At 72.2% G+C, this 12718-nt stretch carries 6 protein-coding genes; 2 read left to right on the top strand and 4 right to left on the bottom strand.

All coding sequences use genetic code 11. The features are described from left to right. A complete protein-coding gene (locus tag ACH4U8_RS29415; protein ID WP_395781284.1) occupies positions 1–3285 on the bottom strand; it encodes an AMP-binding protein in 3285 nt (1094 codons plus the stop codon). A gap of 543 nt (positions 3286–3828) precedes the next feature. Here ACH4U8_RS29415 and ACH4U8_RS29410 point away from each other — a divergent pair. Both ACH4U8_RS29410 and ACH4U8_RS29405 read left to right on the top strand, forming a co-directional pair. Continuing rightward, a complete protein-coding gene (locus ACH4U8_RS29410) occupies positions 3829–4032 on the top strand; it encodes a DUF6229 family protein (protein WP_395781282.1) in 204 nt (67 codons plus the stop codon). 90 nt (positions 4033–4122) lie between these two features. Continuing rightward, complete coding sequence (locus ACH4U8_RS29405) at positions 4123–7023, top strand: type 2 lanthipeptide synthetase LanM family protein (protein ID WP_395781280.1); 2901 nt, start codon at positions 4123–4125, stop codon at positions 7021–7023. A gap of 135 nt (positions 7024–7158) precedes the next feature. On the opposite strand, the gene ACH4U8_RS29400 is transcribed toward ACH4U8_RS29405, so the two are convergent. The 3 genes from ACH4U8_RS29400 to ACH4U8_RS29390 form a co-directional block, all read right to left on the bottom strand. Continuing rightward, positions 7159–9063 (bottom strand): ABC transporter ATP-binding protein, encoded by a 1905-nt coding sequence (locus ACH4U8_RS29400; protein ID WP_395781278.1) that lies wholly within the window; start codon positions 9061–9063, stop codon positions 7159–7161. A gap of 105 nt (positions 9064–9168) precedes the next feature. Beyond that, on the bottom strand, positions 9169–12156 hold the full coding sequence (locus ACH4U8_RS29395) for an AAA family ATPase (RefSeq protein ID WP_395781276.1): 2988 nt from the start codon (positions 12154–12156) through the stop codon (positions 9169–9171). Positions 12157–12267: 111 nt separating this feature from the next. After that, the gene (locus ACH4U8_RS29390) at positions 12268–12684 is read right to left on the bottom strand and encodes a DUF5959 family protein (RefSeq protein WP_395781274.1); all 417 of its coding nucleotides are present in this window, start codon (positions 12682–12684) and stop codon (positions 12268–12270) included. Positions 12685–12718 lie beyond the last annotated feature (34 nt).

Here is a 12718-nt window from a genome sequence, read left to right as displayed (position 1 = left end):
TCAGCCCTTCTCGGTGATGATCGGTGGGTGCACAAGCGCGTCGGTGTCCCCGAACACCGGTGCTTGGGGCTGGTCGAGCGCGAGCGCCCAGGCGTCGACGAAGGCCCGAGCCAGGCCCTCGACGACGGACGGCGCGAAGGCGCGTTCGTTGTACAGCAGCCAGCCGGCGATGGTGCCGTCCGGTTGTTCGGTGAGGGCCAGTTCCGGCACGCCGAGATCGGGAAGACCGCCGGGAGTGGGCCACTCGGCGTCCAACTCTCTGGGCAGTTCGAAGGGTTCGGAGAGCCGTCCGAGGAAGTGCGCCCGGTTGGACCAGCTCTCGTAGCGAATCCAGGCCGTGTCCGGAAAGCGCGGGTAGAACTCGGCGAACGGGTAGGACTGGTGCTCGTTTGCTGCCAGTGCGGCGCTGCGGACGCGGGCCAGCAGTTCGCCGAAGGAGGGGTCGCCGTGCAGGTCGATCCGGATCAGCAGGGATTGCACCAGGCAGCCGATCAGGTTCTCGCTGCCCGGTCGCGAGCGACCCGGCACCGGTGACATCACCACGATGTCGCGAGTGCCGGCGGTCCGGGCCAGCACGCTCGTCCAGCACGCCGTGGCCAGCATGAACGGGGTCGCGCCCTGCTCACGCGCGCTCGTGCGCAGCCGGGCGACCAGGTCCGCGTCCAGGGTGAACCGGACCGAGGCGCTGTGCAGTCGGTCGGTGACCTCCCGGCCGGGGAAGGGGTCGATCGCGGCCGGTGCACCGGCCAGGGACGCCTCCCAGAAGGGGCGGGTGCGCGGCCACTGGGCGCGCGCCCAACCCAGGTGTTCCGAGCAGGTCGGGCTGGGCACCGGCAGCGGGCTCGGCCGACCGGTGCGAAACGCCGAGTAGGTCATCGCGAGTTCGCGCAGCAGCACCCCCATCGACCAGCCGTCGAACACCATGTGGTGCACGGCGAGGATCAAGACGTGTTCCTCGACGTCGAGTTCGATCAGCAACGCGCGCACGAGCGGTCCCCGGGCCAGGTCCCAGCCCGGTTCCCGTTCGCCGCGGGCGTGTTCGTGGGCGAACCGCTCGCGCTCGGCCGGGGTGTCGCCCAGGGCCCGGACCCGCCGCACCTCGGGCGGCAGTTCGGGTCGTACCACCGCCTCCGGGACCCCGTCGACATAGCGGAACACGGTGCGCAGCGCCTCGTGTCGCCGAACGACGTCTTCCAGGGCTGCGGTCAAGGTATCCGGGTCGAAGACGTCGGTGATCCGGATCCCCACGCTCACCGGGCCGACGTCGCGGGGTTCCTCGGTGGCGTGCATCCAGACGAAGAAGTTCTCCTGCTGCGAACTGAGCGGCATCGGCGCGAGTTCGGCCGAGGTCGGTGGATCGTCGGCGCGGGCGGGTACGGGTTCGGCGCGCGCGGTGTCGATCCAGGCTGCCTGGGCGGCCAGTTCGGGTCGGTCGAAGGCGAGCGAGGAGGGCACCTCCAGGGCGAACAGGCGTGCCGCGGCGGCGGCGAGCCGGGTGGCCTTGAACGAGTCCCCGCCCAGGGCGAAGAAGTTGTCGTCGGGACCCGCGCCGCAGCAGCCGAGCACCTCGTCCCACAGGCCGCTCACCGCCACCTCGGTCGCGGTGCCGGGCGCGCGTTCGGACGGGGTGTCGCCCGCGGTCAACCGGGCGCGCAACTGTTGCTTGACCACCTTGCCCGCCGGGTTTCTGGGCAGCGAGTCCATCCGCAGGAGTCGGGTCGGGATCTCGGGTCGGGCCAGCCGTTCGCCCAGGAACACCCGCAGGTCCTCGGCCGACACCTCGGCCCGCAGCACCAGGGCGGCGGCGACCATGGTGCCCATCACCGGGTGCGGCACGCCGAACACGGACGCGTCGGCGACGGCGGGGTGTTCGTGGAGCGCGGCCTCCACCGCGAGGGTGGACACGCGCATCGCGCCGGACTTGATCAGGTCGCTTTCCCGGTCGATCAGGTACAGGTAGCCGTCGGCGTCCAGGCGGCCGATGTCACCCATCCGTACCCAGCCGTCGGTGAACACCTCGGTGTCGGCCCGGGGGTCGCGGTAGTAGGTGCGCGACGTGGTGGGCGAGCGCAGCCAGATCTCGCCGGCCTCGCCGGTGGGTACGGGTTCGCCGTCCGCACCGACGATGCGCAGATCGTCCCGGCCGGTGCCGCGGCCCACCGAGGTGGGGCGGTCCGGGTCGAAGACCATGGTGGTCTGCGCGGGCGCCGCCTCGGTGGAGGTGTAGGAGTTGACGATGGTGGCGTCCGGGAACGCCTCGGTCAGCGCGAGTGCGGTGGTCGGTGGCAGCGCGGCGGCGGTCGAGCCGAACAGTTGTACCGTGCTCACGTCGTGCCGGGTCCAGGCCCGGGAGTTCACCAACTCGGTGGCCATCGCCGGGACCGTGAACACGGTGCCGACCCGGTAGGCGGCGATCAGCGCGCAGAACTCCTCGGCGTCGAACGCCGGTGCGCACAGGGCGGTCGGCTCGGCGGTCAGCGCGTTGAGCAACATCGTCTGGCCCGCGTTGGTGCCGATCGGGAAGGCGTGCAGGAAGTGCCGCGAGTGGGCCAACTGTCGTCGTTTGGGCGCGGGTTCGAAGCCGTGGGTGAGATTGGCGTGAGTGGCGGCGACGCCTTTGGGCGTGCCGGTGGTGCCGGAGGTGTACAGGATCTGGGCGAGGTCGTCGGGGCGCGGGGCAGGCAGGTCGGGCAGGTGCCGGCTCGGGCCCCGGTGCTGCTCGGGTCGTTCCCGCTCGGGTCGGCGCGGATCGCGTCGGTGTGCGTCCGGTCCGTGCGCATCGGGTCGGCGCGGATCGGGCGCACGGCCCTCGGCTCGGTCCGCGGCGGCTTCGAGCTCGGCCGCGGGCGAACTCCACGCGTCGGTCGGCGCCGGCCGGATTTCGGCGCCGTGCAGGACGCCGGTGGCGGCGCAGTGGGTGAGCATCGTGTGCAGGGCGGCGGGCGGCAGTTGCGCCGGGAGCGGCACCGCGACCGCGCCGGCTCGGTGCACCGCGCAGTAGGCGACGGCGTAGTCCGCCCATTCGCGACCGCCGAAGAGCAGCCCGATGCGGTCGCCGTCGCGCACTCCGTGTACGCGCAACTCCCGTGCCAGGGAGGAGGATCGACGGTCCCAGGCGGCGAAGGTGAGCCGGTTCTCGGGTATTTCCGGCGTCGCCGGTGCTCCCGATGTTCCAGTGGTTCCCGGTGCTGCCGGGATCAGGAAGGCGACCCGTTCGGGGTCGACGAGCGCGCGGGCCGCCAACAGGCCCGGCACGGTCAACCCCGGCGCGGTCGCCCTCGTCACGGAGCGCGCCGGGTCGGCTAATCTCCGGTGGGTCTCGGCGGGGGTCACCTCGTGGTCCCCGTCGGGGTGACGGGATGCGGGCATGGGTGAGTTCTGGCTCGGCGCATGGATGTATCTCCGGGGTAGGAGTGCAACGTGCGGAAACGCCATGGGCAACGTCGGCCCACGCTGGGCAGCGCAAATGCCGTACGGGAACCGCCGATTCGGCCATGGAGCGATGACCGTCGGCGACAAGTCCAAGACTGTCAATGGACTAGACCAATGACAAGAGCCGGGCGGAATCCCGGTGCCGATCCGGGCGAGAAATCGCCCGCGTGACCACCTCGAAGGCCCATTCCCCCGCACCGGTTGGTCGGACGGCGACGGACGAACCGTTCGATTTCCACGCCGGGAAGGCGAAAATCACCGGGCCGAAACAGGGCCTGTCGCCGCCGGGATTCCGGCGCTACCGTGAGCCTGCCGCACTTCCCTAACCCAGGGTCGATGGCTGGTGAACCCGACGTACCCGCCGGGAACATCGGACATCGGCGGAAAGGTATCGTCATGCGCACCGCATCGATTGCCGCTCGGAACACCGTCGTCAACGCCTGGCGCTCCGGCGCCGAATCGGCCGAAGGCGTGGAGAACCCCGCCGGTTCGCTCTACATCGGCGGATCCGCGACCGAACAGGGCCTCACCGAGATCGACGTCGCCGCGATCAGCTGCGGCACCGCGTGCTCCTGGTCGCGCACTCGCGCCTGTTGTTGATCCGTACCTCAACCGACCCGCCGTCGGAAGCCGTCGCACCCGAACCGGCTTCGGACGGCGGGTCCGTCGTCGATGGGTGGCGATCCGCGCATGGCAATCCCGGTCCGGCCCCGCCCGGTGGTGACGTACGACGACGCGGGCGAATTCGACGCCGCGTTGCGGCCCTTGACCGAGCCCGCCCTGGAGCGCTTCCGACGCCGCCTGCGCGCGATCCCGGATCCCCTGTCGACGGCCGAGCGGGAGATCCTGCACCGAGCCGCCCACCGCTCCCTGTTGAGCGCGGTCCGCCCCAAGGCCAACCGCCTGCTCCTGCTCGAACTGCACGCCGCACGGATGTCCGGCCGGCTCACCCGGGCCACCAGTGAACAGCGCTGGGACGAATTCCTCGAACTCGCCGCCGAGTCCGGCTTCTGGAGTGAACTCGACGCGGACTACCCGGCATTCGCGCCCCGTCTGGACCGGGTGATCCGCAATCGGTGCGCCGCGCTGCTCGCCCTGGCCCGCCGGTTGGCCGCCGACCGTGCCCGCCTGGCCGACCTGCTCGGCACCCCGCCCGGCGAACTGGTGGAGATCGGCCTGGACGCGGGCGACTCGCATCGCGGCGGCCGCACCGTCGCCCTGCTGCGCTTCGAGTCGGGCCGCGCGGTGTACAAGCCCCGCCCGCTGGCCGTGGACACCGCGCTCGCCGCGACCCTGGACGCGCTCCTGGCCGGCACCCCGCACGCGGACCGAATCAGGGTTCCGCAGGTGCTGCTCGGCGACGACTACGGCTGGGCCGAGCACGTCGAACACCGGCACTGCGTCGACGCACGCGAACAGGCCCGCTTCTACCAGGGCCTGGGCGAGTGGATGTGCGTGATGCAACTGCTGGGCGCCACCGACCTGCACTCGGACAACGTGATCGCCCGGGGCCCGGTCCCGTGGGTGGTGGACTGCGAGACGTTGTTCAGCCCCGAGCCGCACGTGGGCGCGAGCGGACTCGGCGACGCCTTCGACACCGCCGCCGCCTCGGTCCGCCGGACCGTGCTGCGCACCGGGCTGTTGCCCATGCGGTTGGCCCAACTCGTGCTCCAGGGCGTGGACATATCCGCCGTGGGCGCGCTGCCCGAGCAACAACCGCGCATTCCGGTACCGGTGATCGCCGGCGCCGGCACCGACCTGGCCCGCCTGGCGATGGAGCCCGCCGAGGTGGCCGGTTCGGCCAACCTGCCCGCACCCGACGCCGATCCGATGGCCCATCAGGACGACATCGTGCGCGGCTATCGCGACCTGCGCGGCCGGCTCGACGGGCTGGACCGGGCCGGCCGACTGCGCCCGATCCTGGACGCCTTCGTCGGCTGCGACCTGCGGGTGGTGTTGCGTCCCACCCAGGTCTACGTCGAGATCGCCCGGATGTTGTGGCACCCGGCGTCACTGCACGACGAACCGGCGGCCGTCGGACGTGCCCGGGACGTGCTGACCCGACAGGCGAAGGCCCTGCACGGCGCGCCGTCCACGCCCGAGGTGGTCGGCGCCGAGGTCGCCGATCTGCTCGACGGCGACATCCCGTTCTTCGGTGTGCGCCCCGAGGACGGCCGGATGGACGGGCCGCGCGGCACCACGTGGGGGGATCCGGTGCACTTGATCGACGCGAGCGTCGAGCGCTGGCGGGCGGGCGACCCGGAGTTCGAGGAGGTGATGATCCGCTCGTCGCTGCTGGGCGTGTATCGGGACCGCAGTGCGATGCCCGAGGCCGATCGACGCCGGGACCTGCCGGTACGGACCGAGCGACTGGACGAACGTCGCCGTGACCTGACCGCCCGCACCGCCCGGGACCTGTGCGCGCGGGCCGTGCTGGGCAAGGACGGCACGGCCACCTGGGTGGGCCCGGTGTACACCGAAGGCGGGTTCAGCGTCCGGCCGTTCGCCGCCGACTTCTACGGCGGGCAGGCCGGCGTCGCACTGGCGCTGGACGCCTGTCTGGCCCAGTCGCGCATCGGTCGGGTGCCGATGGTGCCCGAGTTGGAGGCCGTCACCGACGGCGCGATCCGGGCGCTCGCGGCGATGGAGGACGCGGTACCGATCACCCGGGTCGGCGCTTTCGACGGAATCGGTGCGGCGGTGCGCACGTGGTTGACGCTGGGCGCGACCTCCGGCCGGCAGGCGTACCTGGATCGGGCCGTCCGGCACGCGGAGCGCGCGTCGGAGCTGCTGGCCCGGGACACGATCCTCGATGTCGCGGGCGGCGCCGCCGGGTTGGTGGTCCCGCTGTTGGCACTGGCCGAGCGCACCGGCGACGAACGTTGGCGCCGCGTCGCGGAATCCGCCGGCCGGGTCCTGATCGAGCACGCGGTCGTCGAGGACACCGGGCACGGACGGGTCGCCCGTTGGCCGACCGCACTCTTCCCACAAGGCATCGGCGGCTTCGCGCACGGCGCGGCGGGCTTCGGCTGGGCACTGACCCGCCTGGGTCTGGCCACCGGCGACCCCGAACCGCTCGAACTCGCCGACCTGGCCACCGCGTTCCAGGAAAGCCTCTACCGCCCGGAGGCCGCCGCCTGGCTCGACGCCCGAGAGCCGGACCAAGTCCTGTACCTGGACTCCTGGTGCCACGGCAGCACCGGCATCGGCCTGGCCGCCTGGGACCTCCACGTCCGCACCGGCTCCCCCACCCACCTGGACCGCGCCCTCCGCGCCGCCGCCGCCACCTGGCGCACCGGCTTCGGCTGGGACTACACCCTGTGCCACGGCGACCTCGGCTCCTGGGAACTCCTCGACACCGTCCTCACCGGCGCCCCCACCCACGTCCGAGCCCACCTCCCCCAACCCCCCACCCACTCCCACCTGACCGCCCTCCTCCTCACCTCCCTCGAAACCCACGGCCCCCTGACCACCCCCACCCCCACCACCGGCCTCCTCCCCGGCACAGCCGGCACCCTCCACCAACTCCTCCGCCTGAACCAGCCCCAAACCCACCGAATCCCGTCCCTACTACTCCTCGACGAACTGTAGAAGGACACCCACTCAGCCCGGCCGGCGCTTGAGGCCAAACCAGCCCCGCCGGCGCTTGAGGCGAAACAGCCCGGCCGGCACATGAGGCCAAACCAGCCCCGCCGGCGCTTGAGGCGAACCGAGCCGACCCCGAGATCAACCCCCCTCGCCCAGGGGACCATAGGCCGCCGCCTGCAACCGATACAGCTCCGCGTAGTCCCCCCCGGACCGCATCAACTCCTCGTGCGACCCCTGCTGCACCACCTCCCCACCCCGCAACACCACGATCCGATCGCACTCCCGCACCGAAGCCAGCCGATGACTGATCAACACCACCGTCCGCCCCGCCGCCAGCCGCCGAATGTTCGCGAACACCGCATGCTCCGCCCGCGCGTCCAACGCCGCCGTCGGCTCGTCCGCGATCAGCAACCGCGCGTCGCGATAGAACCCACGCGCGATCCCGATCCGCTGCCACTGGCCACCCGACAGATCCACCCCGGCCCGAAACTTCTTCGACAACAACGTGTCGTACCCGTGCGGCAGCCGCGAGATCAGCCCATCCGCCCCCGCATCACACGCCGCCCGCAACATCGCCGCCCCATCCGGATCGACCCGATCCGCCCGCCCCAGCACGATGTTGCCGCGCGCCGTCACCGGCCAGCGCGTCGGCTGCTGCATCACCAGCGCCACCTGCTCGCGAATCCCGACCGGATCGACCTCGGCCAGATCGACGTCGTCCCAGTGCACCGTGCCCTTGTCCGGGTGGTACAGCGCCGCCAACAGCAGCGCCAGCGTGGTCTTTCCCGACCCGTTCTCGCCGACCAGCGCCACCGTCTCCCCCCGACGGATCACCAGATCCACCCCGCGCAGCGCCGACTCCGCACTGCCGGGGTAGCCGAAGTACACGTCCCGCAACCGGATCTCGGCGAAGCCGACCGGCCCCGCCCGGATCGCCGACGGCCGCGCACGCGCACTCGCCTCGTCCAGGAACGCGTGATAGTCGGTGATGTACAGGGACTTCTCGTAGAGCCGGTCGACGGCCACCATCAACGTGGCCAACGACCCGCTCGCGGTCCGCACCGCCAACACCGCCGTACCCGCCACCGCGAGCGGCACGATCTCCGCCCGCACCAACAGCCCGAGCGCAACGTAGGTGGCCCCCAACGCCAGGCCGGACAAGGTTCGGCCGATCACCCCCACCCGCACCTGCGCATAGCCGACCCGGACCTCGGCCCGCTCCACCGAACCGGCCAGCCGCCGGAATTCGGCGAGCAACGGCCGCTCCGCGGTACAGGCGCGCACCTCCGCCGCCGCCTCCCGGGCGCTGAGCAGATCGGCGAACAGCCACAACCGCCGATACAGCGTCATGCGCTGCACCATGCCCTCGAAACCGATCCGTGCCGAACGCAGCGCCGCCCATCCCTGCGGTGCGATCGACAGGGCCAGCAGCGGCAGCAGTACCGGATGCAGCCCGGTCACCACGCCGACCCCGACCAGCAGGCCGACCAGCGCCCCGAGCAGCTCCACCGCGTGTCCCAGGGCCAGTTGCGCGTGGTCGATGCCACGATCCCGGGCCCGCGCCAGCGCGTCGTGCCAGTCGGCGTCGTCGAACGCACCCAGATCCGCGCCGACCGCCGCGGCGTGCAGCCGGTTCTCGGCCACCCGGCGGATTCCCGGCGACAGACGGGCCTGGGTCGCCGCCACCACCGTCTCCAACCCCGCCCGCAACGCGGTGGCCAGCACCACCGCGACCACCGCGGGCAGCGCCGCACCGACCCGATCCGGCGCCGGCCCCGAGGCGAACAGCGCCCCCAACGCCCGCGCGGTGGCCAACAACGCGAGCGCGGTGGCCACCCCCGCAGCCGACTGCGCGAGCACCAGCAGCCAGGTCGCCCGCCGACTCGCCGCCCGGGACAACCGCCACACCTGGGCCAGCGCGACCGGCAGCCGAGTGAGCATCCGTCCCAGGCCCGCGTTCGCCGCGTCCCCGTCGAACGGCGTGTCGTACCCCTGCCCCAGCTCGTCGAACTCGCCCATCCCCACAGGCACTTGCCCGGTCATCCGCGCACCCCTCCCGGCCGACAAGTACAAGTACGGTATGCCCGGGCCGGGTACCCGCTACGGGTGCCGACGCGCCGCAAGCCCGAAGGGGGATCGAAGACACGCCTAGTCGGGGATCAACCCGCTGCGTCGTGCCAGCGCCACCGCCTCGGTGCGGCGGGCCGCGCCCACCTTGGCCATGATGTTGGAGACATGCACACTCGCGGTCTTGGCGCTGATGAACAGCTCCTCGCCGATCTGCCGGTTGGTCCGCCCCTTGGCGAGCAGTTCCAGCACCTCGCGTTCGCGCGCGGTCAACACCGTCTCCCCGGTCGATGCCGCATCGGAACCGCCCAGCCGGGCCCGCCGGACCGTCGCGTCCACCGCGTCCCGCAGCGGCACCGCGCCCAGCCGCTCCGCCGTCTCCCGCACTCGGCGCGCGTGGTCGGCCGCCTCGTCCCGGCGGCCCGCCGCCACCAGGGCCTGGGCCAGCCGCAGTTCACTGCGTGCCGCCTCGAAGACATTGCCGTAGTCGTACGCCCGGACCGTCTGCTCCCACAACGAGACGTCCGAATCGCCGGACACCCGCGACCATTCGGCCTCGGCCCGCAACAGCCAGGCCCTGCCCTCCGATCCGCTGCGCGGAAAGCGGCGACCGGGCCAACTCGCCGTGACACGGGCCAGTTCGATGAACTCCCGTGCCGCGGCCAGCTCCTGTTCGACCCCCTCGGTATCGCCCGCCGCCCGTAGTTCGATCAGCGTGTCACCGATCGCGGACAGCGCCAGCGCGGACAGCCGGATGCCCACGTCCGGGTACGGATTGCGCTCCTCGGACAGTTCGGCCAGCACCGCGCGCGCCCGGTCGGCCGTCGCCCGGGAGTCACCGCGCCAGGCGGCCTCGTCGGTCAGCACCAGACCGCCCACGAGCGTGCCCATCCAGTTGAACGGCCGGGCCTCGAACACCGCCCGCGCCTGCTCCACGACACCGGGCTCGCCGCGCCCCAGCGGCACATACAGCGCCGCCGCCGCGACGTGCCCGTACGCCGACGACGGCACGGACGAGGGCACCGCCGCCAGGGCGTCGTCCCAGCGGCCCAGCGTGTACAGGAGTTGGGCGCGCAGGTAGCGCATGTCGAGCGGATACGGCGACGAGGACCTGGTGGTACGACGGGCCAGTTCCAGACCGTCGTCCAACCAGCCCAGACTCTCCTGGAGCAGGCCGGCCTCGAAGGAGCCCATGGCCAGGTTGAACAACGCCCGCAGCTCGATCGCCGTATTGCCCGAGCGGCGAGCCAACTCCCGTGCCTGGACCAGCCGTTCGCGCCCCTCGAAGGACTGCCGACTGGCCCACTCCAGGCCGGTCAGCGAGATGATCGCGTCGGCGAGGGCGTCGTCGGTACCCAGCTCCTCGGCGACCGCCAGCACCTGGCGTCCGACCCGCAGGGCGGTGTCGTCGTCCTTGGAGAAGTACGCGGCCTGCACAAACGTGGCCGCCGCCCACAACCAGGTGCGCGTCGGCGGCTCGGCCGGGATCATCGCGAGTGCCTGGCGGCTGTACTCGAACGCGGCCTGAAGATCGTCCACGCTCATCAGACTGGAGGCGAGCGTGTAGCGCACGGTCACCGCCAGGTCGATGTCCGCGTGCGCACCGAGCCGGTCCAGGGCGGTACGCGCCAGCGCGACGGCGCGGTGCGCCTCTCCGGCCCGGACCGCGGCCGCGGACGCCCGCAACATCAGCGAGACGTCGTCGGTCCCGGTCGACTCCCGTGCGTTCGGCACCGCGTCCCATACCTCCAGGACCGCCTCCAGCCAGCGCAGTTCCTCGGCGGGCGCGCCCACGCTCGCGGCGTGATCGGCCGCCTCCAGGGACGCGGTGAGCGCCCCGGGCAGGTCGTGACTCGCCCGGTGGTGGAGGGCACGCTCGGCGGAACTGCCCGCCCGCCGCCCCGCGTCGTCGAGCAGCCGCGCGAACGCCGCGTGGATCCGCACCCGTTCGCCCGGCAGCAGGTCCGCGTACGCCGCCTCGCGGATCAGCGCGTGCCGGAACGCGTAGGCGTCCCCCTCGGCGGCCACCAACAGGTGCCGGCCGACCGCTTCGCGCAGCGCGGTGTCCAATTCGTCGTCGGGCAGGTCGACGGCGTCCCGCAGCAGCCCGTGTTCGACCCGGCGACCGGCCACGGCGGCGGTCCGGATCACCCGCTGGGCGGTGCCCGACATCTGCTCGATCCGGGTGAGCAGCACCTCGGCCAGGCCGCTGGGCACGCCGCCGTCGGTGGCATCGGTGGCCGCGCGCAACTCCTGCGCGTAGAACGCGTTGCCCTCGGCCCGCTCGACGATGGCCCGCACGGTGGCCTCGGGCAGCGGAGCGGCGGTCAGGCCGCGCACCAGGCTGGCCACGTCCTCGTCGGCCATCGGCCGCAGGTCCAACCGCCCGACGGAGGGCAGCCGTACCAACTCGGCCAGCAGCGGGCGCAGCGGATGCCGTCGATGCAGGTCGTCGGAGCGGTAGGAGACGAGCACGGTGAGCCGCTGGTACGCGGTACCTCCCGGACGTTGTGGCAACAACCGACTGAGCAGGAAGCGCACCAGGTCGCGAGTCGACTGGTCGGCCCAGTGCAGGTCCTCGACCACGAGCAGCATCGGAGCCCGCTCGGCCAGGTCGCCGAGCAGCGCCGCGACATCCTCCAACAACCGCAACCGCACCCCGGCGTCGGGCAACGCGCCCGCGTACTCCGCCGCACCCCCACCGGCCCGCAACAACCGCTCGACGGCCGGATGCGCGGCCAACACCTCGCCGTACCGCGCATCGGCGTCCAGCCCGCGCAGCACCTCGACGAACGGCAGATAGGGCAGCCCGACGTCCCCCAGGTCCACACAATGCCCGGTCAACACGGTCATCCCGGCCCCGGCCGCCCGGGCAGTCGCCTCCGCGAGCAACCGCGTCTTCCCCACCCCCGCGTCCCCCGCGAGCAACACCGCGCACGGATCCCCGGCCCGCCCCCGCGCCAACGCCTCATCGAGCCGAGCGACCTCCTCGCCCCGCCCCACCAGCGCCACATCCCAGCCCACGTCGGTCACCGCGCAATCCTCACACGCGCCCCCGACACAGGACATCCGGATTCGACCACCCCTTCCCCCGCAAACCACCCGAACCGCGCCCATTGCCGCAGTACCCGGATGTCCCGGCGTGGTCATCCGCCCGGCACGGAACCCCGTGGACGCCCCCTACTCCGAGCCACCCGCGCCGCCCGTGAACCTCCGAAGCCGCTCCCGCTGCTCCTCGACCCACCCCTCCGGCAGGTGAACCGGCAGCGTCACGGTGACCAGCGAGGCCGAGTCGTCCCCGACGCCGATGTCCTGCCCCTCGGCCTCGGGCACAAAGCGAATGCCGATCGACGGCCCCCGATCCAGGTCCATCCAGACGACGTCCCGCCCCGCCGCGAGCTCGTCGAGCGCGTGCCCCCAACTCTCCAGCTTCGAAGGTGACAGATAGAGCCACAGCCGCCCCGTCACGAACGAACTCTCCACCAGAATCTCGGCATCGAAGCACCCGGGCTCCCGGACCATGGGATTCAGCACCCGGACCCGAACACTGTTCAGTCGATCCGTAAGGCGGATGAGCTCGAACGGAAAGGAATCCATCAATCCTCCTCTGCCGCCGCACGTCGGCTCTGCC

The organism is Embleya sp. NPDC020886, from assembly GCF_044333915.1.
GTDB lineage: Bacteria > Actinomycetota > Actinomycetes > Streptomycetales > Streptomycetaceae > Embleya.
The sequence above is the reverse complement of the archived record's forward strand: the minus strand, read 5'-3'. Positions and strand labels throughout refer to the sequence as shown.